General features: G+C 44.8%; 21 protein-coding genes. 9 read left to right on the top strand and 12 right to left on the bottom strand.

Annotated features, from left to right (window positions below; all coding sequences use genetic code 11):
* Positions 1–195: 195 nt before the first annotated feature.
* Positions 196–468 carry a 30S ribosomal protein S15 gene (gene rpsO, locus JO154_RS00185; RefSeq protein ID WP_111590482.1) on the top strand — a complete coding sequence of 91 codons (273 nt, stop codon included), beginning with the start codon at positions 196–198 and terminating at the stop codon, positions 466–468.
* 148 nt (positions 469–616) lie between these two features.
* Positions 617–2,962, top strand: a complete 2,346-nt coding sequence (locus JO154_RS00180; RefSeq protein WP_291940781.1) for a polyribonucleotide nucleotidyltransferase — start codon at positions 617–619, stop codon at positions 2,960–2,962.
* A gap of 75 nt (positions 2,963–3,037) precedes the next feature.
* Here the strand turns inward: JO154_RS00180 and JO154_RS00175 are convergent, their stop codons facing one another.
* Entirely contained in the window at positions 3,038–3,634 is a 597-nt protein-coding gene (locus tag JO154_RS00175; protein ID WP_291940780.1) for a hypothetical protein, read from the bottom strand.
* 104 nt (positions 3,635–3,738) lie between these two features.
* Here JO154_RS00175 and prmA point away from each other — a divergent pair, with 104 nt between their 5' ends.
* The 3 genes from prmA to JO154_RS00160 all read left to right on the top strand — a co-directional run bounded on the left by prmA (position 3,739) and on the right by JO154_RS00160 (position 6,263).
* Entirely contained in the window at positions 3,739–4,557 is an 819-nt protein-coding gene (gene prmA / locus JO154_RS00170; RefSeq protein WP_291940779.1) for a 50S ribosomal protein L11 methyltransferase, read from the top strand.
* Between the two features lie 122 nt (positions 4,558–4,679).
* The gene (gene plsY, locus JO154_RS00165; RefSeq protein ID WP_291940778.1) at positions 4,680–5,321 is read left to right on the top strand and encodes a glycerol-3-phosphate 1-O-acyltransferase PlsY; all 642 of its coding nucleotides are present in this window, start codon (positions 4,680–4,682) and stop codon (positions 5,319–5,321) included.
* Between the two features lie 129 nt (positions 5,322–5,450).
* Complete coding sequence (locus JO154_RS00160; RefSeq protein ID WP_291940777.1) at positions 5,451–6,263, top strand: M48 family metallopeptidase; 813 nt, start codon at positions 5,451–5,453, stop codon at positions 6,261–6,263.
* 123 nt (positions 6,264–6,386) lie between these two features.
* Here the strand turns inward: JO154_RS00160 and JO154_RS00155 are convergent, their stop codons facing one another.
* On the bottom strand, positions 6,387–7,331 hold the full coding sequence (locus JO154_RS00155) for a hydrogen peroxide-inducible genes activator (protein WP_291940775.1): 945 nt from the start codon (positions 7,329–7,331) through the stop codon (positions 6,387–6,389).
* A 118-nt stretch (positions 7,332–7,449) separates the two neighbouring features.
* Positions 7,450–8,778 (bottom strand): hypothetical protein, encoded by a 1,329-nt coding sequence (locus JO154_RS00150; protein WP_291940774.1) that lies wholly within the window; start codon positions 8,776–8,778, stop codon positions 7,450–7,452.
* Between the two features lie 181 nt (positions 8,779–8,959).
* On the opposite strand from JO154_RS00150, the gene JO154_RS00145 reads away from it, so the two are divergent.
* The 4 genes from JO154_RS00145 to JO154_RS00130 all read left to right on the top strand — a co-directional run bounded on the left by JO154_RS00145 (position 8,960) and on the right by JO154_RS00130 (position 12,290).
* A complete protein-coding gene (locus JO154_RS00145) occupies positions 8,960–9,697 on the top strand; it encodes a glycosyltransferase family 2 protein (RefSeq protein ID WP_291940773.1) in 738 nt (245 codons plus the stop codon).
* Between the two features lie 17 nt (positions 9,698–9,714).
* Positions 9,715–10,512: a class I SAM-dependent methyltransferase gene (locus JO154_RS00140; RefSeq protein WP_291940772.1), complete on the top strand. Its 798-nt coding sequence runs from the start codon at positions 9,715–9,717 to the stop codon at positions 10,510–10,512.
* A 51-nt stretch (positions 10,513–10,563) separates the two neighbouring features.
* A complete protein-coding gene (locus tag JO154_RS00135) occupies positions 10,564–11,361 on the top strand; it encodes an alpha/beta hydrolase-fold protein (RefSeq protein WP_291940771.1) in 798 nt (265 codons plus the stop codon).
* A 131-nt stretch (positions 11,362–11,492) separates the two neighbouring features.
* On the top strand, positions 11,493–12,290 hold the full coding sequence (locus JO154_RS00130; protein WP_291940769.1) for a dienelactone hydrolase family protein: 798 nt from the start codon (positions 11,493–11,495) through the stop codon (positions 12,288–12,290).
* Between the two features lie 315 nt (positions 12,291–12,605).
* Here the strand turns inward: JO154_RS00130 and JO154_RS00125 are convergent, their stop codons facing one another.
* The 9 genes from JO154_RS00125 to JO154_RS00085 form a co-directional block, all read right to left on the bottom strand.
* Entirely contained in the window at positions 12,606–14,021 is a 1,416-nt protein-coding gene (locus tag JO154_RS00125) for a TolC family protein (RefSeq protein ID WP_291940768.1), read from the bottom strand.
* Entirely contained in the window at positions 14,014–17,154 is a 3,141-nt protein-coding gene (locus JO154_RS00120) for an efflux RND transporter permease subunit (protein ID WP_291940767.1), read from the bottom strand. Before JO154_RS00120 ends, JO154_RS00125 begins: the two co-directional genes overlap by 8 nt.
* 26 nt (positions 17,155–17,180) lie before the next feature.
* Positions 17,181–18,293, bottom strand: coding sequence for an efflux RND transporter periplasmic adaptor subunit (locus tag JO154_RS00115; protein WP_291940766.1), 1,113 nt, complete (start codon positions 18,291–18,293; stop codon positions 17,181–17,183).
* Between the two features lie 125 nt (positions 18,294–18,418).
* Complete coding sequence (locus JO154_RS00110) at positions 18,419–18,835, bottom strand: hypothetical protein (protein ID WP_291940765.1); 417 nt, start codon at positions 18,833–18,835, stop codon at positions 18,419–18,421.
* A gap of 129 nt (positions 18,836–18,964) precedes the next feature.
* Positions 18,965–19,387: a hypothetical protein gene (locus JO154_RS00105; protein ID WP_291940763.1), complete on the bottom strand. Its 423-nt coding sequence runs from the start codon at positions 19,385–19,387 to the stop codon at positions 18,965–18,967.
* Positions 19,388–19,438: 51 nt separating this feature from the next.
* Positions 19,439–21,046: a RagB/SusD family nutrient uptake outer membrane protein gene (locus JO154_RS00100; protein ID WP_291940762.1), complete on the bottom strand. Its 1,608-nt coding sequence runs from the start codon at positions 21,044–21,046 to the stop codon at positions 19,439–19,441.
* A gap of 11 nt (positions 21,047–21,057) precedes the next feature.
* Positions 21,058–24,393, bottom strand: coding sequence for a TonB-dependent receptor (locus JO154_RS00095; RefSeq protein ID WP_291940761.1), 3,336 nt, complete (start codon positions 24,391–24,393; stop codon positions 21,058–21,060).
* 172 nt (positions 24,394–24,565) lie between these two features.
* A complete protein-coding gene (locus JO154_RS00090; RefSeq protein ID WP_291940760.1) occupies positions 24,566–25,567 on the bottom strand; it encodes a FecR family protein in 1,002 nt (333 codons plus the stop codon).
* Between the two features lie 67 nt (positions 25,568–25,634).
* The gene (locus JO154_RS00085; protein WP_291940758.1) at positions 25,635–26,225 is read right to left on the bottom strand and encodes an RNA polymerase sigma-70 factor; all 591 of its coding nucleotides are present in this window, start codon (positions 26,223–26,225) and stop codon (positions 25,635–25,637) included.
* Positions 26,226–26,227: the final 2 nt, after the last annotated feature.

Here is a 26,227-nt window from a genome sequence, read left to right as displayed (position 1 = left end):
AGGTATTGCGAGTCCGCTTGACTTTTTTAAGCGGGTTATTATAATGAAATGATTGAATCAGAGTTATTTATGCATATAAATAGTTCTGAAATAATTATATATTCCCTGGTAAATTGGTATTTCGTATTTTTTAAATTACCTTTGCACCGGAAAAATAGCGACAAAAAAAATTATTATTACTTATTATTATTCAAGATGTCTTACTTAACTGTTGAAAAGAAAGCCAATATTTTTAAGGAATTTGGTGGAAGCGAGAAAAATACAGGCTCCGTGGAAGCACAAATTGCACTGCTGACTGAGCGTATCAACAGCATTTCCAATCACCTGAAAGCAAATAAAAAAGATTTCTCTACTCACCGTGGTCTGATGAAAATGGTAGGTCAGAGAAAGCGTTTACTTTCTTACCTGTCAAAAACTAACCTCAGCGGCTACCGTGCCCTGATTGAGAAGTTAGGTATCAGGAAATAACCAAGACTTAATTATAGTGCTATTCCCAACTTTCTGGTTGGGAATAGTTTTTTTGTATGTATATGTTTTGTTGTTCCGTTAACTGATTGTCTGTAAAGGAACAACGTCATGTTGCACATTGCTTTCAATTATTAATCCTCACTTTTTTATGAATCTGACACCTATTTCAGTAAAGTTCGATATAGGAGACGGTCGTATAGTGACTATCGAAACCGGCAAATTAGCCCGTCAGGCTGATGGTGCGGTTACGGTGCGTCTGGGTGACTGCATTCTGCTGGCGACAGTTGTTGCCAATAAAGAACCAAAACCAGGCCAGTCATTCTTCCCGCTTACTGTTGACTACCAGGAAAAATTTGCATCTGCTGGCCGTATCCCAGGTTCTTTCTTCAAACGTGAAGGCCGTCTGTCAGACTACGAGGTACTGATCTCCCGCTTGATCGACCGTGCATTGCGCCCACTGTTCCCCGATGATTACTTCTGCGAAGTACAGGTACTTGTAACACTGGTGTCTTCAGATCCTGAAGTGATGCCGGATGCGCTGGCTTGTTTGGCTGCATCTGCTGCACTGGCTGTTTCCGACGTACCTATTCAGGAAATTATTTCTGAAGTTCGCGTTGCCCGTATAGAAGGTAAATATGTTATCAATCCTAACCGTTCCGAGCTCCCTAAAGCTGACATGGACTTCATTATCGGCGCTACCGATAAGAACATCATGATGGTGGAAGGTGAAAGTAAGGAGTGTCAGGAAGAAGACCTGATCCAGGCGATTGAAGCTGCGCATGCTGCTATCCGCGTGCAAGTGAAAGCACAGCAAGAACTGGCTCAACTGAAAGGTGTGACTGGCAAGCGTGAATACACTAAACCGCATACTAACGAAGAGCTGCAAGCAAAAATTGCTGCTTTCGCAAAAGATAAAATTTACCAGGTAGCAAAATCTGCTTCTGCAAAACATGATCGCAGCGATGCTTTCAAGAAAATTGCAGAGGAGCTGAAAGAATCTCTGGGTGAATTACCTGAAGAAGATCAGCCACTGGTAGGTCAATACTTCCATGATCTGGAGAAAGAAGTGATTCGTAACATGATCCTGGACGAAAAAATCCGTTTGGATGGTCGTTCACTGGAGCAAGTTCGTCCGCTGGCAATGGAAATAGATATCCTGCCTTCTCCGCATGGTTCTGCCCTGTTTACTCGTGGTGAAACACAGTCTTTGACTTCTGTAACCCTTGGTACTCCTGAAGATGAGTTGCTGATCGAAAGTGCAGCTACTTCTAACTACGTTAAATTTATTCTCCACTATAACTTCCCTCCATTCTCTACCGGTGAAGTGAAACCTATGCGCGGCCCTGGTCGTCGTGAGGTGGGTCACGGTAACCTGGCGATGCGTTCCCTGAAGCAGATGATGCCAGGTAGCGAATACGCTTACACGGTGAGGGTTGTTTCTGATATCCTAGAATCTAACGGTTCTTCTTCCATGGCTACTGTATGTGCTGGTTCCCTGGCACTGATGGACGCTGGTGTACCTTTGCCTAAACACGTTTCTGGTGTGGCAATGGGTCTGATCTCCCGCGCTGCTGATGGCAAATGGGCAGTACTGACCGATATCCTCGGTGATGAAGATCACTTGGGTGATATGGACTTCAAAGTAACTGGTACCCGCGATGGTATCTGCGGTATCCAAATGGATATCAAAGTGGATGGTCTTAGCATGGACGTAATGCGTCAGGCGCTGGCACAAGCAAACAAAGGACGTCTGCACATCATCGATGCGATGTATGCTGCGGTTCCTGCTGCTCGTCCTGAACCTAAACCACATGCTCCACGTATGGAGAAAATCATCATCGATCGTGAATTCATCGGTGCTGTGATTGGACCAGGTGGTAAAATTATCCAAGAAATTCAGCGTGAAACTGGTACTACCATCAACATCGAAGAAGTTGGTGAAACTGGTGAAGTAAGTATCTTCTCTGCACAGAAAGAAGGTCTGGAAAAAGCGCTGAAATGGATTAAAGGTATTGTTGCTGTTCCTGAAGTAGGTGAAGTATATGAATCTGTTGTGAAATCTATCATGCCTTATGGTGCATTCGTAGAATTCATGCCTGGCAAACAAGGACTGTTGCACATTTCTGAAGTATCTTGGAAACGTCTGGATACTATGGAAGGCGTACTGTCTGAAGGTGAAACCGTGAAAGTAAAACTGACTGGTACAGATCCTAAAACAGGTAAGTTCAAACTGAGCCGTAAAGTGCTGATGCCAAAACCAGAAGGTTACGTAGAACGTCCTGAGCGTGAAGAGCGCGGCGACAGAGGTGACCGTGGTGGTGATCGTGGTGACAGACGTGGTCCTCGTGACGACAGAAGAAACGGCGGTGGCGACAGACGTGATTTCCGTGATCGTGGTCCGCGTGAAGACCGTGGCCCTCGTGAAGATCGTGGTCCTCGCGAAGATCGCAACCAACCTGAGAAACCTCAGGAGCCTTATTTCGATGAACAATAATCTGAAATAACTGCTATATAAAAAGCCCGTCGCATTGCGCGACGGGCTTTTGTTTTTATATATTTCTCGGAATAATTATCTGGAATATAGTGGAGAGAGTTTTTGTTCCACTGCATAAGTACTTTCTCTGAAAATCTGTTTACCGTTGTTTAGTCGGAATGCTCTGAAATCAGCCCCTGGCACCGCTTCCATAATCATTTTGTAACTGGTAACTGGTAATTGAGGTTTTACAAATTTCTCAATCACTTTCAGTTTGGCCTGGTTGAGTAGGTCTGGTATGATACATTCCAGGTATGGTAAGAGAATTCCTTCATCTTCCGCCCATTGCATGTACATTTTTGTAGCGCTAAAGTTTAAGTCTTTATGGGTGGTATCTGCCAGGTAGCAGTAGGCTTTCTGAAAGTGAGCGGCCATTTCTGCTTTCGTGAAGTTTTTGAAAGACACGTGGTTAAAAGCCTTCCCATTGTACTGTTGGCGTGGGAGGGAAGTATCCATTGTTTTCATAAAATCCATTAGGAATACCCGGTTGATGATGATGGTGACGTTTTCCCCATCATAGATAATAGAATCGGTCATGGGTTCTTCCGGAGGGGGAACCTTGATAACAGTGGTTTGTGCCATAGCTGCACAGGAGATTGTCATGGCAGACAACAGCATGAGTAGTGTTTTCATAGGTATATAGATATTATAAAAATCAAATATAATATTATTTCAATTTTTTTCAACAACTTCATCTGACGCATATAATAGCGGGGATTCAGTTATCTTTGCCGCTTATGTCACACATCGCAATTACAATACAGGCAACGGGCGAGGTCGCGGAGTTGCTGATCGCGCAGTTATCGGCTGTTGGTTATGAGGGGTTTGAGGAGCAGGAAACGGCACTGGTAGCGTTTATTCCGGAGGGAGATTTTGATGCAAGCGTGTTGGAAGAGTTACTGGGAACTAACGGTATTACCTATACGCAGGAATTGATCCAACAGCAGAACTGGAATGCAGTATGGGAGAGTAATTTTCAGCCGGTATTGGTAGATAATTTTTGCGGTATTCGTGCGAACTTTCATGCGCCATTTGTGCCGCAGCCGCAGTACGACATAGAGATTACCCCTAAAATGGCGTTTGGAACGGGGCATCATGCTACAACCTCTTCCATGATTCGATTGATGAAGGATTTATCCTTTGAAGGGCGTCGGGTATTTGATTTTGGAACAGGTACTGGTATATTGGCGATTCTGGCGGAGATGATGGGAGCGGCAGTAGTGGATGCGATTGATTATGACGAGTGGGCGGTGAATAACACCCTTGAGAACCTAGAAGCGAACCATACCACTAAGGTAAAAGTGTGGCAGGCGGATAATTTGAGCGATATTTCCCAAAAATATGATATATTGCTAGCGAATATCAATTGTAATATACTGTTGCACTTTATGGCAGATATGCGCCGGCTTTTATCCCCTGGCGGTATACTTTTGCTAAGTGGTATCATGCCATCTGACGAGACACAAATTCTGGCCGCAGCCACTCCTCATGGATTTGAATTGCAGCGCAAAATTGAGAAAGACAACTGGCTGGCACTGCAGTTTATCGTGCAATAGAAATTATGCGAAAAACACATATGAAAGTTATTGAATTTCCAACTTTTGTGTTATAAACTTTCCTAATATTCGCTTAATTTTAACACAATATTCGTTATCTTAGCATTACCTAACTTATTGTGATGACAGAATTTTTATTGCTTTTTTGCGCTTATCTGATAGGATCTGTACCTACGGCTGTATGGGTAAGTAGAGGTGTATTTGGGATGGACATCCGGGAGTACGGCAGCGGAAATGCTGGCGCCACTAATACTTTCAGGGTGTTGGGTCCTAAGGCTGGTACATTCGTGATGATTGTAGACATGCTCAAAGGTGTACTGGCAGTGAGGTTAGCTTATTTGGCTCCTTATTATCAAAATTCCGATCATCTCACGCAGTTGGTAAACTTCCAGATTGGTTTGGGTCTGGCGGCTGTACTGGGCCATATATTTCCTATCTGGGCTAGTTTCCGTGGTGGTAAGGGTATTGCTACTCTTTTCGGTTTGGTACTGGCAATTCAACCGGTGGTAGCACTGTGCTGTGTAGGCGTATTTCTGATGATTCTTTTTCTGACAAGATATGTATCATTAAGCTCTATCATTGCTAGTATTGCATTCCCTGTACTGATACTGTATATCTTCAATGAACCGGAATTGTATTACCGCATATTTGCTATTGCTGTAGCGTTGATGGTAGTACTTACGCATCAGAAGAATATTGGTCGTTTGCTGAAAGGAAATGAGAGCAAAGTACCTTTGTTCAAGAACCGCAAAGAGAAACATTAATCTTCTTAAATAATATTAAAAGAGCTTATTGGAACGGATGTTGCAATAGGCTCTTTTGTTTTTATGCATATCACAAAAGATAAATATTTCTTAGGTTTGCATCGCTTATCGCAAAAATTGAATAAACCCATGAAAAAGATCGCATTCGCCTTTACTGTCGCAGCCGCATTCCTTTACGGATGTGGGAACGTTCCCATTACTGAAAGGAAACAATTGTTGCTCCTTCCAGAGAGTACCATGGAATCCATGGCATTACAGGAATATCAGACATTTCTGACTTCCAATAAAGTAGTTGCTCAAACCACCAGCAAAGATGCTGATATGGTGAAAAGAGTAGGACAGCGCATAGCCAATTCTGTTACCCAATACATGAACCAGAAAGGTCAGGGTGCTTCTATTGCAAATTATAAATGGGAGTTTAACCTGGTAGATAGTAAAGAAGTGAATGCTTGGTGTATGCCAGGTGGTAAAGTGGTAGTATACACAGGACTCTTGCCAGTAACACAAAATGAGACCGCGCTGGCCTGTGTAATGGGGCACGAAATTGCGCATGCGATTGCTCGTCATGGTAATGAGCGTATGAGTCAGCAGATGGTAGCCCAAGGTATCCAGGTAGCTGGTTCATTGGCATTGGGTAAAAATCCTACTGCGGTGAATCTGTTTAACCAAGCAGTGGGTGTGGGTGGTAATGTTGGTATACTGGCATTTTCCCGTCAGAACGAGCTGGAAGCGGATCACATGGGTGTGATTTTCATGGCAATGGCCGGATACAATCCACAAGAGGCTATTCCATTTTGGCAGCGTATGGCGCAAATGAGTGCTAGCTCTAGCAAGCCACCTGAGTTCCTTTCTACTCACCCTAGCGACGAACGTCGTGTGGCGCAGTTGCAGCAGTTGATGCCTGAGGCCATGCAATACTATAAACCAGCAGTAAAAAAATAATTATTGCGTATATAGAAGAAGCTATATCAAAAAACCGGAAGGTGACGTCTACGACGTCACCTTCCGGTTTTTTTCGTCCTGCCTGCCCAGCAGGCAGGACAAGGAGTATTTAGATCGCTTTTATTAATCGTTGATAATCTCCACTACTTTCTTATTCTTCTGTGCTTTCATCTTATCAGAGATATGCGCCAGAATTTCGGATTTAAAGGCCTCAATTAAGGCTTGTTTGATGAAATGCCTATGTGTCACAAGGCTGATCTCACGAACTGGTTCTGGCGTCTTAAAATAGCGCACCATATTCAGTTGTTTCGGAGATAAATCCTGGAGGGAGAGTTCTGGCAAAATGGTATAACCATCGTTGAGGTCTACCATGCGTTTCAGTGTTTCCACGCTGCCGGTATTATATTCCAGGTTTTTGTATTCCCCCATGGTGAACTTGTCTTTACAGATATTGAGGACCTGGTTGCGCATGCAATGTCCTTCATTGAGTAGCCATACTTCCTTCACATCGAGATCTTCCGGGCGGATGACCTTTTTCTCATAGAGTTCGTGGTTTTTGGAAGTATATACTACAAATGATTCGTAAAAGAGGGGATGTTCTTCCAGGTGGGGATTATGCAGGGGAGTGGCCAGCAGTCCGCAATCCAGCAGTTCTTGTTTCAGTTGCTGCATGATTTGTTCGGTAGGATATTCCCATATTTCCAGCTTTACCTTTGGGTATTTTTTCATGAAGCCGGTAAGGATGCGTGGCAGTAGATAAGGCGCTAGTGTGGGGATAATACCTACTTTCAGATTGCCTTGGACTTCTTTTTTCTGGTCTGCTATGATTTCCCGAATACGGGCATTTTCTTTCAGGATGATCCGTGCTTGTGCTATGACAGCGGATCCGATTTCTGTTGGTACTACTGGCAATTTACTGCGGTCAAACAGCTTGATCCCCAGCTCATCCTCCAGTTTTTGGATCTGCATGCTCAGCGTTGGTTGTGTTACAAAACACTTTTCTGCTGCTACTACAAAACTTCTGTAGGTGTCTACCGCAACAATATACTCCAGTTGTACAGTCGTCATTTCCTTGCTTTGAGGATGTAAAGTTATTGATAAAATCTATATAACCTGAAAAAGAAATTGGGGATTTGAGGATGTTTTAATCCTCAAATCCCCAATGCCTATATAGTTGGGACTCCGCTTAGAATATTCTGTAGCGGTATTTAATTTTTTCGGTGTTTTGATACAGTTCCCTGATATTGATAGAGGCCTGGATTTCTTGTACGGCTTCTGTTTTCAGTGATCTGAATTCTGCTTGTTTGTTATCGATGACGCTCTTTTCAGCAAGACCATTGTCCTGTGCGATTTTCAGCCCGTTGTTTACTTTGCTATAATAAGAATCCAGCAGGGTGAAGTACTCATTGTACAGGTTTTCGAAACGTTTTGTTTGTAGAACCAGGTCTTCCAATTGGTTGTTTACTTCTTTCAGGTTTGGATTTTCTCTCAGCAGGGATTCGTAGTCGATACGTTTGTTTTTGCCGGTATATTTATTTTCCAACTGATTGAAGAAGTCGATCACTTTTTCTTTTTTGAAGTCGAAGAAGTAATCATTCATGGTAGCGCTCAGCGACTGATTTCCTTTCTGAGGAGGAGGGAATTTCAGGCTGGTAGCGGTGAATGACAGGTGATCGAACAGATTTTCCTGGAGGAGGCCCAATTGATCCTTATTGAAGTTCAGTCCATATTCGAACTTCTGGTTAGCATCATTGAGAGCAGTATAGTACACTACGTATTTATTCAGTTCTTTTTCGAAGTCCTGTAAGGATTTCTGGTTAATCTGTTTGTTATTCACGCTCACGCTGTGCAGGAAGTTCATTACCGAGTTGGCGATGGCCAGGGGCGGCGTCAGACTGGTAAAGCTCTGGAAAATGGGACTGTTGATGATAGATTTGGTGGATTCTACGATTTTACTGTTTTTATCCCCTTTTTCCGATTTGTTTTTCAGAATGATTTTTTCCACCAGATCCACGATACGGTCGCTCAGCGAGAAGCCAAGGGCCTTACTTTCCGGGTTGTTCAGGGACGTGATGAACACGTCCAGATTGTTGGTGGTGGTACGTGATTTCAGGTCAATGATCTTTTTGTTCAGCAGGTAATAAGTTTCGCTGGCATTGATGATATTGGATTTAATCAGTTCATATTTACTGATATTATCCAATTCTTTACCCTGGAGGAGGGCCTGAATATAATTTGAGTTCTGTTTGTCGCTGTCTGTAATACGCTGTAATTCCTCAATAATGTGCCGGATAGTAGTATCCTGGGTCTTAATGGTAGGAGATACAGTAGATTTTAACTCCGGTTCCTGCGCCATGGCGTTCAGAGAAAGCAGCAAGACAACGAATACGGGTACTAGTTTCATCCAATTTTTCACAGTAAGTTTTTCAGCCAGATATACTAACGGCAATGCTACGCTGCGTTTGAGAGAAACGCTGTGGTTACGTTGGATTCCCGTTGGTAGTTGATTTAACATGCGTTTTTGCTTTTTGTTAACAAAAATTTGAGAAAATATGATGCCAAAAATGTAAGGAACAAAGATAAATAATAAATAACAGTTAAAATTAAATCATGATGGATGGTATTGGTTTTATATTTTGAATTATCGTCAGGTAAGTTACCTTTGCACACTGAACCTACAAATTGTATCTGCATTCATGTTGAATCAAAAAAAGGTAGTAGTAGTGTTGCCAGCGTATAACGCGGCACTTACATTGGAAAAGACATATAGGGAGATCCCTTTTGATATCGTTGATGAAGTAGTACTGGTGGATGACTGCAGCAAGGACGATACGATCGCTGTTGGACAACAACTGGGTATTAAACATATTGTTCGACACGATAAAAACAAAGGTTATGGAGGCAACCAGAAATCCTGCTATAATAAGGCGTTGGAGCTGGGTGGAGATATCGTAGTGATGTTGCATCCGGATTATCAGTATACGCCTAAGCTGATTACTGCTATGTGCAGTATCATTGCTAATGATGTATATCCAGTGGTTTTCGGTAGTCGTATTTTGGGTAAAGGCGCGCTTAAAGGTGGTATGCCTGCTTATAAATACATTTTTAACCGTATGCTGACGCTGACACAGAATATTCTGATTGGTCAGAAGTTGAGCGAGTATCATACTGGTTATCGTACTTTTTCCGGAGAGGTACTGCGGAATATCAACTATATGGCTGATAATGACGATTTTGTGTTCGATAATGAAATGGTATCACAGATCTTCATGAAAGGCTATGAGATTGCTGAAATCACCTGTCCTACCAAGTATTTTGATGAGGCCAGCAGCATCAATTTCAAAAGAAGCGCCATTTATGGCCTGGGTGTACTGAGAGTATCCCTCCAGCATCGCTTGCATAAATGGGGTATTATCAAAGGCAAAATTTATTAACATAATTAACTGAGTCAGTGAGTTTAGCGCAACAGTTTTCGGTAGCAGGTAAATACCTGAAATACTATTTCACAGCAGGAAACCGGCATGATGTACATTCCCCATTTGTATTTTCTCTTATTGAGGAGGTACTGCGGGATAAAAAACAGCAACCTGCTTTTCGTGAGATAGAACTGTTGCGCCAGCAGTTGCTGCGTAGCGAGGAAACCATCCAGGTTACAGACCTGGGCGCTGGTTCCATTGTTTCTGGCGGTAACGACAGGCGTGTTCGGGATATTACCCGCTACGCTGCCAAACAGCCTAAATTTGGCCAGTTGTTCTACCGGTTGATTCAGTACCTACAACCCCAATACCTGGTGGAACTAGGGACTTCCATGGGAATGTCGTCTGCCTACATGGCAAAAGCAAACCCTAACGCCACCGTATACACGATAGAAGGCTGTCCTAATATAGCCGCCAAAGCCCGCTCTAATTTTGACTCCCTCGGTATCAAAAATATAGAACAACGTATCGGGAATTTCGATACGGAATTGCCGAAACTACTCCAGCAAATACCGCGTCTGGACTGGATGTACATCGATGGTAATCACAGGAAGGAACCCACCTGGAACTATTTCCAAGAAGCCCTGCCCTATGTACACAACGATACGGTGCTGATCTTCGATGATATCCACTGGACCCCAGATATGGAAGAGGTATGGCATCGGATTATGCAGTCAGAACAGGTAACTTATACCATAGACTTGTTTTTTATCGGGTTGGTATTTTTCCGCAAAGACTTCAAAGTGAAGCAGCATTTTACGCTCAAATATTAATACTTGCGATAACGCGTTTGAGGTATTAAATTGGTAGAAATATCTACACTTATGCGCTACCTCAAAATAGTATGCTGTCTGCTACTATCTGTATTTGCCATACAGACAAGGGCCCAGACGCCTGATTCGGTATACAGTTACGAAACGTATATCCATCATGGTGATACCCTCCGTTACCGGATGATGACGCCCTTGCACCTTAATCATCATAAAAAATATCCACTCATCATTTTTCTGCATGGCGTAGGCGAAAGAGGTAGTGATAATAAAGCCCAATTAAAGCATGGCGGTAAATGGTTGGCGAATGATAGTCTCCGTGAGGCTTTCCCGGCATATGTCATCTTCCCGCAACTCCCTGTGCCCGAAACCTGGGCACCAATGAAAGTTACCTATGATTCCATTGCTAAAAAGTACAACTTCGATTTTCCGATAGATGGTCAGCCTACCAAACCAACTGCATTATTGAAATCATTGTTGGATTCACTGTACGCTACCGGTAAAATAGATACCAAAAGAGTGTATCTCGGGGGACTGTCTTTAGGAGGAATGGGAACATTTTATATGATTACGAACTATCCGGAAATGTTTGCTGCTGCGTTCCCGATTTGTGGTGGAGGTAATGTGCATACGGCTGGTAAATTCGCACATAAGGTGCCTGTATGGATTTTTCATGGCGGAGCAGATCCGATAGTTCCCGTTACTGCATCCCGCGACTATGTAGAGCAACTGAAAAGTTTAGGGGCGGAATATAAGTACACAGAGTATGAAGGCGTAAAACATGATAGTTGGGAGAATGTTTTCGTACAGCCGGGTCTGTTAGAGTGGCTGTTCAGTCACAAGCAGCGGTAGTGGTTCCGTGCTTCGCGCGGTGGACTATTGCCCAAAGATCTACGTTTTGATACCTCTTTGCATTTATGCTTAAATATTAGTGCTTGCTATAACGCAATCGCGGTAGTATATTGGTAGAAATATCCACACTTATGCGCTACCTCAAAATAGTATGCTGTCTGCTACTATCTGTATTTGCCATACAGACAAGGGCTCAGACGCCTGATTCGGTATTTAGTTACGAATCGTATATCCGTCAGGGTGATACCCTCCGTTACCGCATGATGACGCCGCTGCACCATGATATTCAGAAAAAATATCCACTGATCATTTTCCTGCATGGCGCCGGAGAAAGAGGCAATGATAATAAAGCCCAGTTGAAGCATGGTGGTAAATGGCTGTCGAATGATAGTCTCCGTGAGGCATTTCCGGCATATGTTATCTTCCCGCAATGCCCTGTGAACGAAACCTGGGCGCCCATGAAGCCCAAGTATGATTCGACATTAAAACGAATGATCTTCGATTTTCCTATAGATGGTCAGCCTACCAAACCGACTGCCTTGCTGAAGCCATTATTGGATTCACTGATCGCTACCGGTAAAATAGATACAAAAAGAGTGTATATCGGCGGACTTTCGCTAGGAGGTATGGGAACGTTCTATATGATTACCAAGTATCCGCAAATGTTTGCTGCTGCCTTCCCAATCTGTGGTGCTGGTAATGTAGATGCTGCGGTGAATTTCGCTAAAAAAGTGCCGGTATGGATTTTCCATGGCGGAGCAGATCCGGTAGTGCCTGTGATCGCATCCCGCCTTTATGTAGAGAAACTGAAAAGTTTAGGCGCGGAATATAAATACACAGAATATGAAGGTGTAGGACATAATAGTTGGGATAATGTTTTCGTGCAGCCGGGAGTGTTAGAGTGGTTGTTTAGTCATAAGCAGAAGTAGTCTGCCTACATAAACATCAAACCCGCAATTGACGTCGCAGACGTCAATTGCGGGTTTGTATATTTTTTGTGGTCCCTGCCCGCCGGGCAGGGACCACAGGCAGGAGGTTTTAGCTAACTGCCCAATGAGAATCTTCTGATCCAGCCTGCTGGGCAGGGACGACAGGCAGGAGTGTTTTAGCTAACTGCCCAATGAGAATCTTCTGATCCTGCCTGCTGGGCAGGGACCATAGGCAGGAGGTTTTAGCTAACTGCCCAATGAGAAACTTTTGATCCAGTCTGCTGGGCAGGGACCACAGGCAGGAGTGTTTTGCTTTTAGTTTCCTCCCAGTGCACGATAGAGCGTAATCATTCCCTGGTAAACGTTTCGTCTGGTGGTGACTAGGGCTAGTTCCGCTTCCAGTACGCTTTTTTGCGCAGTGATTACCTCCAGGTAATTGGCATAACCGGTAGTAAAGAGCAGGTTTGCGGTAGACACGGCCTCTTGGAGTGTTGTTACTTCTTGTTGTTTTAGTAGCCAGACAGCCTGTTCATTTTCCACCTTACTCATCACCGTAGCTACTTCTGCGTATCCATCTACGATCGTTTGCTGATAACGGTAAAATGCCGTCATGGCATTGGCTTGTGATATATTGTATTGTGATTTCAATTGCTTTTGATTGAATACAGGCGTGGTAAGTTCGCCTAATGCGCCCCAAGCAATAGACCCTGGTTGGAACAGCAAACCGGCTTTAAACGCGTTAAATCCTGTATATGGCGTGATGGTCAACGATGGGAAGAAGGCCGCTCTGGCTGCCCGTACATCCGCCTTCGTAGCAGCGAGGTCTAATTCCGCTTGCTGGATATCCGGACGATGCAAGAGCATATCGCCCGGGATACCTTTATGCAGCGTAGCAGGGAGGACGCTACCCGCATCCGCAGTACGTTGTACCGGTTGTGGCAATCGGCCGAGTAAGGCGTTCAGTTGATTTTCTGTGGCCGCGATCTGTTGTTTGATATTGTTCTCCAGTGCACGGGTACTGAGTAGCTGCGCCTTGAATTGTTGAACAGCCAACTCTGTGGCACGACCGCCCTCTTTCTGTATACTTACCATATTGACTGCCGCCTCCTGCAATCCGATGTTACGGCGAATGATGATGAGTTCATTATCTAATGCTACCAGATCGTAATACAGGGTGGCTACACCCGCTACTACCTGTGTGCTGAGCAGTTTCCTACCAGCAGCGGAAGAGAGATAGCGCGAAAGCGCCGCGTCTTTCTGTGCCCTGATTTTTCCCCACAAATCAATTTCCCAGTTACTGCGGAATCCGATGAAAAATTCCGGGGTAGGATTTACACCTACTTGCTGATCCTTATCGATATTGGGGGAGAGGTTAGTATCGAAGTTACCCACACCACTCATGGTATAGTCGCCAAATTTATCAGCACTGGCGCTGATAACGCCATTCACCGTTGGCAGCCAGGCATTCCTGGCGATGCGTAATTGGGATTGCGCTGCTAGCACGCGTTGTGCGGCTGCCAGCAAATCGAAATTGGCAGCAAGGGCTGTATCAATCAACGATTTCAAATGCGTATCCTGGAATACTTGCGTGAAACTGGCAAGATCCAGTGTATCCGTTACCGTTACAGGTACTGCTATAGACGGAGGTGTTTCCAGATTTTTTGGTATCGTGCAAGCGCCTGCGCTCACCGCGAAAACCAATACTAGCAAGCCTTGATGTAATTTATTCATTGGTATAATTATTTATAGTGACCTCTTTCTTCCGAACCATGGAAGCAAAGAGTACGTAGAGTCCTGGTATGACAAGCACGCCGAAAATGGTTCCTATCAACATACCGCCAGCCGCCGCAGTACCGATAGAACGGTTACCCATAGCGCCGGCGCCGGAAGCAATACACAGCGGGATCAATCCGGCAATAAATGCAAAAGATGTCATGAGGATAGGACGCAGTCTGGATACCGCTCCTGAGATAGCCGCATCCATGATGCCCGCGCCATGTTTGTTTTTCAGGATCGCGAATTCCACGATGAGGATAGCATTCTTACCCAACAAACCAATCAGCATAACCAAGGCCACCTGTGCATAGATATTGTTTTCCAGGCCTAATAATTTCAGCGAAAGGAATGCGCCAAAAATACCTGCAGGCAAGGAAAGTATGACTGGTAGTGGTAGTAAGAAGCTTTCGTATTGCGCTGCCAGCAAGAGGTATACGAAAACTAAACAGATGAGGAAGATATATACCGCTTGGTTACCGGAGAGAATTTGTTCTCTCGTCATACCACTCCATTCGTAACTGTACCCACGAGGTAGTTCTTTTTTCGCGACCGCTTCCACCGCTGCAATTGCTTGACTACTGCTATATCCCGGAGCCGCGTCTCCATTAATCATCGCCGCCGTGTACATGTTATAGCGTGTCAACTGTTCAGGACCGTATACCCGTTCCAGTTTGATGAAATCTGCATAAGACACCATTTCTCCGCGATCATTTTTTACATGTAGGGCCAGTAGATCTTCCGGTTTGGTTCTATAGCGAGGATCTGCCTGCACCATCACTTTATACATCTGTCCGAAGCGGATGAAGTTGGATGCATAAAAGCTACCCATTAATGTTTGCAGATTGCTCATGGCATTATCGATGCTAACGCCCTTTTTGGCTGCCATGGCCTGATCCACATGAATCATATATTGCGGGAAGTTAGCGTCGAAGCTGGTGAAGGCACTACCAATTTCTTTTCGTTGCTTCAGGGCAGCAATGAATTTTTCTGTGATATCTGCCGTTTGTTTGATATCGCCGGCACCGGTTTTATCCAGGATACGCAGTTCAAAACCAGAGCTGTTGCCGAAACCTGGAACAGTAGGAGGAGGGAAGAATTCAATGGTGGCATCGCCGATATTGGCAGTTTGGGATTGGAGTCGTGCGATGATATCTTGAACAGAAGCTTTGCGATCGTCCCATGGTTTCAGGTTCACCATGCCCATGCCATAAGAAGCGCCTGCCACTTCATTCACCAGACTATAACCAGCGAGCGTAGATACAGATTCCACCTCTTTCGATTGTGCCGCGATTGCCTGCACTTGGTCCAATACTTCTTCTGTACGCTCCACTGTAGCGCCTGGAGGAGTGGTTACATTCACATAAATCATACCTTGGTCTTCCGTAGGAATGAAGCCAGAAGGCAGGATCGCACTGATGCCGTAAGTGGCAGCAAAGAAAAAGATTAGGCATCCTATCGTAATTATTTTCCTGCCTGCGATTTTGCGAATCAGTGCCGCATATTTATTTTCTGTAGCGGTATATCCTTTGTTGAATCCTCCGAAGAACCGTTGCAGTAGGCTTTTTTTGGCAGGTTGATTTGGATTATGCTTCAGCATGATCGCACAGAGTGCAGGCGTTAACGTTACCGCATTGATCCCTGAGATCACAATGGAAATAGCCAGTGTGAGCGAGAATTGGCGGTAGAATACACCCACTGGGCCGGAGAGGAAAGCCACTGGAATGAATACCGCCGACATTACCAGCGTAATCGCCACTAGTGCGCCGCTGATCTCTTTCATGGCTTCCAGTGTGGCTTCCATGGGAGGTAGATGTTCCTCGCTCATCTTCACATGGACGGCCTCCACCACTACAATCGCGTTGTCCACCACAATTCCGATGGCGAGTACCAGCGCGAAGAGTGTCAGTAAGTTGATCGAGAAGCCCATCATTTGCATGAACGCGAGTGTACCGATGAGGGCTACTGGCACAGCCAAGGCAGGAATGAGCGTAGAGCGGAAGTCTTGCAGGAAGATGAATACCACCAAGAACACCAGCAGGAAAGCCTCGAATAAGGTACGTACTACTTCATGGATAGAAGCGTCCAGGAAGCGGGATACGTCGTAGTTGAAGTTATAGGTCATACCAGGAGGGAAAGAAGTATTTTTCATTTCCTCCATCTTCGCTTTTACGTTGTTGATAACATCGCGGGCATTGGAGCCTGGGCGTTGTTTCAGCATGATAGAAGCAGAAGGCTTACCATCTGTTTTGGATACCATGCTATAAGTGAGGGAACCGAATTCCACATCTGCTACATCTTTCAGATGTAGTACGGAGCCATCATTGCCAGCGCGGAGTACGATGTTTTCATATTCCTTTGGCTCAAAGAATTTCCCTGTATAGCGCAAAACGTATTGCAACATATGGGGATGTTTATCCGAGCTTTCGCCGGTTTTACCGGGAGCGGCTTCAATATTTTGTTTGCGAATGGCCTGGATGACTTCCTCAGAAGATACGTTGTAAGCCAACATACGATCAGGTTTCAGCCATACGCGCATCGCGTATTCCTTGGCGCCCATAATTTCCGCGCGGCCAACGCCATCGATACGTTTTAGTTCCTGTAGAACGTTGATATCTGCGAAGTTGTAGATGAATTGTTCGTTCAGGGTGGTGTCTTCGCTCATGATATTGAGGTAGAGCAGCATACTGTTCACCTCTTTTTCGGTGGTAACACCTGCTTTGATGACTTCTTCCGGTAGTTCGTCGATGATAGTGGCCACGCGGTTTTGCACGTTTACGGCGGCTTGATCTGGATCTGTACCTACTTGGAAGAAAACTTGGATAACAGTAATACCGTCATTACTGGAAACGGACGACATATACGTCATGCCGGGAACCCCGTTGATAGCGCGTTCCACAGGAGTGGCCACGGCTTTAGCACATACTTCTGCGTTAGCGCCGGTGTATTTAGCGGTTACGGTTACAGAAGGAGGCACGATATCTGGAAACTGGGTTACAGGCAGTGTAAATAACGCCAGTAAGCCTACCAGTGTGATAATAAGAGATATGACCAGTGATAGCACCGGTCGTTTTATGAATGTAGAAAACATGAATTGTCAGTTTTGGTAATGCAGTGTTATAAACTCAGTAGGCTGTCCATCGCTACAGATCTTGGAGAGATCTGCATACCATCGCGGATATTGCGTACGCCTTCGCATACGATATCCTCGCCTGGGCGAAGACCAGATTGCACGATGTAGTAATGAGCGAACCGTGTCTCCGGTACAAAATTTCTCATCTTTACCACCCCTTTCTGGTCTACCACAAACACATAGTTTTTATCCTGCATTTCAAAAACTGCTTTCTGCGGAATGATGACTGCACTATCGATATCATTGCTCAGTTTTACTTTACCACTGGCGCCATGTTTCAATAATTTGGACGGATTGGGAAAACGAGCACGGAAGGCAATAGACCCGGTGTTTTCCTCAAATTCACTTTCCATGGTTTCAATTTTTCCTGGGAGCTGATAATCGGTGCCATCGGCTAGTACGAGCTGAACCTGGTCGGAATTGGTATTGCCTTTATGTTGTGCTTTCTGATAGTGGAGGTATTCCGTTTCGGAGACGTTGAAATAAGCATATATTTCGCGATTATCCGATACCGTTGTAAGTAATGTGCCCTCGCTGATCAAACTGCCGTTTTTCAGTGGAATACGGTCAATAATACCATCGAAAGGTGCGCGGATACTGGTATAGGAGAGCCGCATTTCCGCATTCGTTACGGCCGATTGTGCCTCATCGATTTTTGCTTTGGCAGCGGCTAATTTGGCAGTAGCCACTTCCAATTCGGAGGCTGCAATTACTTTTTTCTCGGTCAGTAATTTCACTCTTTCCAGTTCCAGCGCAGCAGATTTAGATTCTGCTGTCAGGCTGCTCAGTACAGCTTTTGCTTTGGAAAGTTCCGCTCTATATTCTGCATCGTTGATCCCGAACAATAGTTGACCTTTCTTGACTTCCTGACCTTCGTCTACATAAATCTTATCCAGAAATCCGTTTACACGGGCGCGGATTTCTACATTTTGCACCGCTTGTATATCTGCTACATACGCGCGATGTAAAATGGTGTCTTTCGCTATTATCCTGGCTACTGGCAATGATTTGAGGTCTTCTTTCTTTTCCGCTTTGGTGGCACATCCGGCCATAAAAAGTACGATCAGCGATGTATATATCCCTGTGTATTGACGCATAGCAATAAGTTATTGTGCCGTCCTGACGGCAAATTATTTTTTAAATACAGCAAATAGCAATGCACAAACCGTTTGCACGGCTGGCAATAGTGGCCTATTACAGGCTAAACGAAAAATGGCTGTACTCAAAAAGGGGTGAAGCGGAATAGGAAGGAGTAATATGCTGGCCGGAAAGACTTGCCTGGCAAGTATCTGCCAGTTTTTAGCGGAGAGAAGTAAATACTTTCCGCAATGCCATCCGTATCGATGTAAGTGATACGGTTGGCAATGCTGCTTTGTTGGTTAGTAGCAGAAAGATAATATTTGGTTTTGCGTGTGCTCCTGGTGGCATGAAGCGAATCAGGAATATCATCTTCATCGAGATCTGTTTTTAGGTGCAGTCGTTCGATGAGATTTTCGAAGTATTCTTCCTGTGCTTCTTCCTGATCTATCTGTTGGAACAGCGTGAGCGGTGCTTTCTGGTGCGTATGTACACGTGCGCTGGCAGCTAGCTGTAAACACAGCAGTAGCACCAGTGACAGTATATAGCGGACCTTCAACATCTCACAAAAATAATGGATTATGCCTAATTTTTTGTGGCGATTGTGGTGAATGGTATTTGCACAAATAAAAAGTAGGCTGTATCGCGCCTGCCCAGCGGGCAGGCACGACAGGCAGTAGATTTCAGCTTTCTATGACCCTTTTATTACTAAAGCATATACATTGACATTTTTTCCGCTTTGGGAGGTCACGGTATAGTTGCCACCAGCGCTGTAATCGCCCATATGACCCAATGCCGGCGATACTTTCGCATATTTGGATTGAGACGACAGCGTAAAGCGTACATTGATATTTTTAATATCTGTTCCTGGTTTCAGTGTAACGGTGATGACCAGCGGATTAGTGGGTTGATCCAGCTTTTCCACATTGGAAATAGGATCTGTCACTATTTTCGGAACCGACTTCGTGGCGATCACATCGTTTTGCAGGGAGTCGGTTACAGAAACGTCTTGTACCAGCGCCTGATCGCTTTTGGCGCCAATAGGCTGATCATCTGCCTTAGAGCAAGCATAGACAGTAATAAACAGAAAAGCAGCTATTAAGTATTTATACATATGAAAAATGTGTTTAAGAGTTGAATAATGGGAGACGAAAGTCGCTCGGGCTTACCAGCCATCATTTTGGATCAGGTTGGCGTTTTTGATCAGTTCATTGAACGGAATCGGCATATAATACATGAAAGGCAGGAAGACAGTGGGTTTCGTGTCTACCACTACTCTGTCATATTTCCATCCGGTACCCAATTTAGAGATCTTCATACCCGTATATTTTCTACCATTGAGCACATCAGGTCTGTCGGCGATTTTCCATCTTTTGAGATCCCAATATCTTTTCATTTCGATGCATAATTCCACATAGCGTTCGTTGCGGATCAGGTTGCGCATGGAATCCTGGCTGATATTCGTCCCCAGCGGATTGGAAATGCCTGCACGGGCGCGAAGCGTATTCAGTGCGCTATTCACCGTTGCATCCGGGCCAGTAGCTTCGTTGCGGGCTTCTGCATAGTTCAGCAGAATTTCTGCATAACGGATCTCAATCCAGTTTTGATCGCTACCTTTTCCAGAGCTGTAACCTTTGTTTGTTTCATCTACACCTTTACGTTGATAGTAACCGGTGTTCGTACAGAAGTTTTTACCGATGCCATCAGGGTCTTCCACATTGGTGTATTGCGTACGGCCGCAATAATCGGAGCCATTGTAGACGATCGCAGCATAGAAACGTTTATCCCTGTTTACATATGGATTGTTGGGATCGTAACCACTGCCAGCTTGCGAAATGCCGAGGCCATTTGCCATCGGGAACGCATCTACGAGTTCTTGTAAAGGGCAGCGTTTTGGACCGATACCATTGGCGATAGACAAAGGTTTGGCCTGTGCATCCCAACCATGTTCTTTATCTGGTTTGCTGTATTGTACTTCGAAAATTACCTCATCATTGCTTTTATCCAGCATGATACGACGTACATCTGCCCAGAGGGTGTATTGTTTCAGATCCATTACTGCTTTAGCAGCTTGCGCAGCGGCTTCCCAGCGAGCTAGGTCATTTTGGGTATTGTACAATTGGCTAGCATAGAACAGCAAAGCTCTGGATTTGAGTGCCAGGGCGGCGCCACGTGTAGCGCGACCATTCTGCGTTTTACCTTTATCAGGTAAGAGGGCTGCTGCTTCGTCACATTCCTTCACAATAAACTGGAAGCATTCATCGATGGTATTTCTTTTTACCAGCAGGTTATCATTGATATCCTGCGGCGTGGTGATAATAGGCACTCCGCCATATCTTTTCACCATATCGAAGTAGGTGATAGCACGGAGGAATTTAGCTTCGCCCAGGTATTGATTCTTTAGCGCATCCCTTAAAGTAGACTTCGTTGTTATACCCAGAATGAATTCATTCGCCTTCCTGACATCTGCATAAGCCCAGTAATCAAAATAGTTGGACGAAGAAGTCCAGGCTCCGTAAATAACATTGAATGAGTTGCCGGTGGTTCCAGCAACACGTGTCTCATCACAAATATTATCCTGAATAGGAGGATTCCCGTTATCGAAACCGGGTCTGTTGGCGTAGATGTTATTGAGGAATAATCTGGTGAGATTTTCGTCTTTCCATACGGCATCTGAGTCAACTTGGTTGAGACTATTTTTATCCAGGATCCTCGTGCAAGAGGAAAGCAGCACTGCCACTAGCAGCGATGCGATATATCTATTTGACTTCATATTGGACAGCATTAGAAGGTTAAGTTTACACCCAGGTTAAAGCTCTTCTGTTGAGGATAGTAAGCGCCTTTACCAGCAGTGGATTCAGGATCGAATAATTTGAACTGATCGATGGTGAATACATTCAGACCAGAAGCGTATATGCGTAAACGTTCGATATTACGGATCAGGTTTTTAGGGAATGTATAGCCCAGCTCGAAAGATTTCAGACGCACATATCCGGTTTTTTTCAACCAGAAATCGGAATCTCTATCGTTATTGGATTGTTTATCGAGATATGCTCTTGGATATTTAGCAGTAGTATTTGTGGGCGTCCAGTAGTCGAGCAGGTAGGCGAAGCTGTTGGAACCACCACCCGTATCAAACATATTTCTGCCGGTGCCGGTGAGCATAACATTGCTCATAAACGCGCCCTGGAAGAGGATGCCGAGATCGAAATTTTTCCAGTTAGCATTCATGTATAAGCCCAGAATTACTTTAGGCGTAGTACCGTTGTAAGAAAGCACGGTATTATCGTAGTCGTCAATGATACCGTCGCCATTCAGGTCTTTGTACTTGATATCGCCAGGTTTAGCGATATTTTTACCGTACTGCATTGGATTGCTATACACATCTTTATTGCTCTGGAACAGGCCATCAGACACGAGTCCGGTTATATAGTCAATTGGTTTGCCTTTACGTTTCAGATAGAAAGGCGTGTTGTCCGCTTCATCCAGTACGATTACTGTATTGTGCGCATAGCTACCATTCGCTTTAATGAAGTAGTTTAATTTTCCGATGTTACCGGTGGTGCTCAGCGATACTTCGAAGCCAGTGTTATCTACTATTGCGTAGTTTTCATCCGGCAGGGTACGGCCGAAAGTGCCTGGAATAGAGAGGGTACGCTGACGGAGGATATCAGAAGTACGTTTGTAGAAGTAATCTGCTTCAAAGCCCAGTTTACCCTTGAACATAGAACCTTCGATGCCGATATCGGTAGTTCTGGCTTTCTCCCAGGTAACATTTGGATTAGGATATACACCGTAAACGATAGACTGGTCTACTTTTCCGTCGAATACTGCTGGTTTATCGAAGCTGTAATACTGGTTATATTGGAAAGGTCCGATTCTGTCGTTACCCAGCAAACCGTAGGAGCCACGGATTTTCAGGTTTTCGATGAAATGCAGGCTGCTGGCGTTTTTGAAGAAAGACTCTTCAGAAATGCGCCAGCCGAGTGATGCAGCCGGGAAGAAACCGAATCTTTTGCCTGGAGGGAAATTTTCGGAGCCATCATAGCGGAAAGAGACTTCCGCCAGGTATTTAGTATCGTAATCGTAATGGATTCTTCCTACGTAGCTGAGGCGGCCTGTTTCCGCGGCAGAACCATCGTTGTTTTTATCGATAGCGCCACCAGCACCGAGTTCATCTACCAGGTTACTTGGAAAATTGGTTCTGTAAGCACTGAAAGTATCAGCGCGACTGGTATATTGTTCGTATAAGAGTAATCCGCCGATATGATGTTTACCAAAATCACGCGCATAGTTTAATGCCAGGTTGATAGTGGTGCCACCGTTTTGTTCCATGCCCTGGGACAACTCAGTTTTAGTGAGGTTTTTACCAACCGTTTTGGTGTAAATGATATTACCGTTGGCATCTTCATCGTACATGTTATAAGGCACATCAAATTCTTTTTTGAAGTTGGTGTTGCGGTTATAGTTCATTTTACCGGTGAAGTTTAAACCTTTGGTGATGAAGTCCAGCTCATGTTTGAAGCTGATAGTACCAAAGAAAGAAGCCAGTTCATTGCGCATATAACCTTTACTTCTGATTTCTTCCACAGGATGTTCGCCGGTGGTGTTTTTCGGAGTACCGTCAGGGTTATAGGCATTGAAAACGGGCTTCTGGCGGATCACGTGGCCGAAGATGGTAGCATCTGAGAATTCAGGGCTAGTGTTCTTGCCTAATCTGCCGTCTACATCTACACTGATGGAGAAGCGCTTGTTAATACGTGCGTCTACGTTAGACCTAAAACTGTAACGGGTAAACGAAATATTATCGTACATCCCTTGTTGGTTCAGGTATCCGGCAGAGAAGAAATATTTAATATTTTCAGTACCGCCGTCTACTGTTAGGTTGTGCTGGGATTGCAGGGAATTCTTTTTGAAAGATGCTGCGTACCAGTCGGTGCCCACTTTGCCGCTTTTGAAGTCCGCCATTTGAGCGTCTGTATAGAACAGCGATGAATATTGCGGATTGTTAGGGTCTTGGCCGGCGTTGATACGGGCAGCATTGTTCGTTTGTGCGTACTCGTAAGCATTCAGCAGTTTAGGGTATCTGGTTGGCATTTGCAGTCCCTCATAACCGGAGTAATTAAACCGCGGTTTTCCGGTATGTCCTCTGCGGGTGGTTACTAGGATAACGCCGTTGGCAGCACGAGCACCATATACGGCCGCTGCGGCCGCGTCTTTCAGGATGGTTACTGATTCTACTTCGTTAGGGTCTAGTTGATCGAAGGGGCGTACCACGCCATCTACCACAATCAGCGCATCGTTATTACCGAAGGTACTTTTACCTCTGATAGAGATACTCGAGCCACTGCCGGGTTTACCGCTGGTATTGGTAGCGATAAGCCCAGGCAGGCGGCCTACGAGGGAGTTGCTTAGATTGGAGGAAGGTGTTTGTAATAATTCTTTTGTGCCGACGCTGGCAATCGCGCCGGTTACGCTTACTTTCTTCTGCGTACCGTAACCTACGACAACCACCTCGTTGATGTTGGTCGTATTCTGCGCGAGCACGATGTTGCCGGAGGCTGCGGCTACAGACATTTCCTGTGTTACATAGCCCATGAGTTTAAAGACGATGATACCATTGGCATCAGGCACTTCAAATCTATATTCACCATTTGGATCAGAAACGGCGCCTTTGCTAGTTCCTTTCAGCATGATAGCCACGCCTGGCAATGGATTGCCGGTAGCGTCCATTACACGGCCCATTACAGGAATGGCGCGTGTAGCCATGGTAGTTACTTTATTTGTTTCGGTGTCATTTTTTCTTTGCGTCAGCACGATCATACCGTTGGAAAGCTCGTAGGTGATGCCTTCTGGCTGGAGCAGTTTATTGAGCAGTGCGGAGAGTGTCCACTGTTTGGACTCTACATTCACTTGTTTGTCGACCGGAACGAAATCACGGCTATAAACAAACTTCACTGGAACTGTTTTCTCCAGGGAATTAAGCAGGTTGCCCAGGTTATTGGCGCCGGCGTTCACAGTGACAGTTTTCTCCAATACCGTCTGACCCTTTGAGGTATTGGCATAAGTCACACCTGTGAATAGAAAAACCAGGCAAATTTGACTCAGTGTTATTTTCATAACGATGGGTAGTCTTGAAAGAAATTGTAAATGAAATTTCATAGATTTAATTGTTTCATTTCGCGATTTAAATGAGACATAATGGATACTGTTACCTGTTTTTGCAGGTAAGTTTCTGTTGTGCCTGGGGGTGCTGGTACCACCTCCGGGCATTTTTTATCCTATTATGCGATTAGTGTTGTGATGATGGTTGCTGTAGTATTATTTCCTGACCGTTAATGGAATAGTTGATATTTACTGCCTTGTGCATCATATCTAGGATAGCTGGTAGGTGCATTCCTGAGAAGTCTGCTTTTAACGTATAACGAGCGATCGTACTGTCTTGGATGATAATATTTACTTGGAATCGTTTGTTTAGTGCCTTACTGATTTCGTCTATGGTTGAATTATTGAAATTAAGTTCACATCTTTCCCAAATATCGGGAGTGGTGGCGTCTATATTGACCAGTTGAATTGGTTGACTAGCGGCTGGTATACTGGCTTTTTGGTGTGGCAGTACGGTGGTTGCTGCTGCATTTTGTTGCAAGCGGCGTACGGCTACTTTCCCTGAGAATACTGTTACTTCTGCATTAGAGGCGGTTTCTTTCATACTGAAACTGGTGCCTAATACCTCTGTGGTCAGGAATCTGTTGCTGACGCGGAAGGGCAGTTTCGTATTGGTGGCTACATCGAAATAGGCTTCCCCTGTGAGGCGAAGGTTTCGGTTTTTGCTCCCGAATTCTTCTGCTGCGATAAGTGTGGCGCCAGGTTTCAGCCATACAATACTGCCATCATCCAGTTTGAAAGTGCGAATAGTACTGGAGTTATTTTGCAGGATTTCATGTACTACCATGGTTGGTGCCGGGCTATAGTGAGCGCTGTATTTACTGATACCCACTATCAGCAAGGCCACAGCGGCGGCACTTGCAGCAGCATACCGTACCCATTTGAACACAGGCTTAGGTGTTACAGGGATCGTAACGGGCATTGAAAGCTGTTGTATACGTAGTTGTATACCCGAGAGCATTTTTTGCCGGAGTGCCTGCAAATCGGCTGCTGGGAGCTGTTGCAGGGGATCTTCCTCCTGTTCCCAGGCTGCGTACCATTGCAGTACTTCGTTTTTTTCTTGATCCGTACAGGTATCGTTGAGGAAACGCCGTATTAGATCCGGTGGTGGAATTTCGTATTTATTCATAACGTAAAGGTCCTTATGAATAAAGACAGGTGAATGGAAGGTATCCCTGAGTCGGGACTAAAAAAAATTATAGCAGGAGGGAGAGCAGGCCGTCTTTCAGTTGCAATTTCAATGTTTTCAAGGCTTTGGTCAGATGACTTTCCACGGTTTTTTCTGAAATATGGAGCCTAGCAGCAATTTCTTTATTAGGTAAATGTTCTTTTCTGCTGAGTTGATATACCTCCCGGCATTTAAGGGGGAGTTTTTCCACTTCTTTTTCTACGAGGGCCGACAGGTCATTGGAGGCAATGATTTCCTCTAGGGAATCGTCGCTATCGCTGGAGAGGGCTTTCAGGTATGCTTTCCAGCGTTCGCGGACTTCTTCTTTTTCCAGGTGGTTAAGTACCGCATTGCGGATAGAAGTATGTAGATATGATCGGAGAGAATGTCGTATATCGATGGTGAGTCGGTTCATCCAGAGATTGGTAAAGATGTCTTGTATTATTTCTTCTGCGAGTTCTCTGGATTTGATGCGGCGGTAGGCAGCGGTATAGAGTTCTGCCCAATATCGGTTATATATTTCCACAAACGCGGGATTGCTGTCACTTTTGAGTAGAGTCAGCAACTCATTATCTGTATAGTTGGTTACAGCGATCATGCGGTGGAATACTGCAAACAAAA

It is taken from the genome of Chitinophaga sp. (genome assembly GCF_019236475.1).
GTDB lineage: Bacteria > Bacteroidota > Bacteroidia > Chitinophagales > Chitinophagaceae > Chitinophaga.
The sequence above is the reverse complement of the archived record's forward strand: the minus strand, read 5'-3'. Positions and strand labels throughout refer to the sequence as shown.

Excerpts from the sequence above, each read along its gene's own strand:
- rpsO (WP_111590482.1), top strand. The coding sequence starts at position 196 with ATGTCTTACTTAACTGTTGAAAAGAAAGCCAATATTTTTAAGGAATTT.
- JO154_RS00180 (WP_291940781.1), top strand. The coding sequence starts at position 617 with ATGAATCTGACACCTATTTCAGTAAAGTTCGATATAGGAGACGGTCGT.
- JO154_RS00175 (WP_291940780.1), bottom strand. The coding sequence starts at position 3,634 with ATGAAAACACTACTCATGCTGTTGTCTGCCATGACAATCTCCTGTGCA.
- prmA (WP_291940779.1), top strand. The coding sequence starts at position 3,739 with ATGTCACACATCGCAATTACAATACAGGCAACGGGCGAGGTCGCGGAG.
- plsY (WP_291940778.1), top strand. The coding sequence starts at position 4,680 with ATGACAGAATTTTTATTGCTTTTTTGCGCTTATCTGATAGGATCTGTA.
- JO154_RS00160 (WP_291940777.1), top strand. The coding sequence starts at position 5,451 with ATGAAAAAGATCGCATTCGCCTTTACTGTCGCAGCCGCATTCCTTTAC.
- JO154_RS00155 (WP_291940775.1), bottom strand. The coding sequence starts at position 7,331 with ATGACGACTGTACAACTGGAGTATATTGTTGCGGTAGACACCTACAGA.
- JO154_RS00150 (WP_291940774.1), bottom strand. The coding sequence starts at position 8,778 with ATGTTAAATCAACTACCAACGGGAATCCAACGTAACCACAGCGTTTCT.
- JO154_RS00145 (WP_291940773.1), top strand. The coding sequence starts at position 8,960 with ATGTTGAATCAAAAAAAGGTAGTAGTAGTGTTGCCAGCGTATAACGCG.
- JO154_RS00135 (WP_291940771.1), top strand. The coding sequence starts at position 10,564 with ATGCGCTACCTCAAAATAGTATGCTGTCTGCTACTATCTGTATTTGCC.
- JO154_RS00130 (WP_291940769.1), top strand. The coding sequence starts at position 11,493 with ATGCGCTACCTCAAAATAGTATGCTGTCTGCTACTATCTGTATTTGCC.
- JO154_RS00125 (WP_291940768.1), bottom strand. The coding sequence starts at position 14,021 with ATGAATAAATTACATCAAGGCTTGCTAGTATTGGTTTTCGCGGTGAGC.
- JO154_RS00120 (WP_291940767.1), bottom strand. The coding sequence starts at position 17,154 with ATGTTTTCTACATTCATAAAACGACCGGTGCTATCACTGGTCATATCT.
- JO154_RS00115 (WP_291940766.1), bottom strand. The coding sequence starts at position 18,293 with ATGCGTCAATACACAGGGATATATACATCGCTGATCGTACTTTTTATG.
- JO154_RS00110 (WP_291940765.1), bottom strand. The coding sequence starts at position 18,835 with ATGTTGAAGGTCCGCTATATACTGTCACTGGTGCTACTGCTGTGTTTA.
- JO154_RS00105 (WP_291940763.1), bottom strand. The coding sequence starts at position 19,387 with ATGTATAAATACTTAATAGCTGCTTTTCTGTTTATTACTGTCTATGCT.
- JO154_RS00100 (WP_291940762.1), bottom strand. The coding sequence starts at position 21,046 with ATGAAGTCAAATAGATATATCGCATCGCTGCTAGTGGCAGTGCTGCTT.
- JO154_RS00095 (WP_291940761.1), bottom strand. The coding sequence starts at position 24,393 with ATGAAAATAACACTGAGTCAAATTTGCCTGGTTTTTCTATTCACAGGT.
- JO154_RS00090 (WP_291940760.1), bottom strand. The coding sequence starts at position 25,567 with ATGAATAAATACGAAATTCCACCACCGGATCTAATACGGCGTTTCCTC.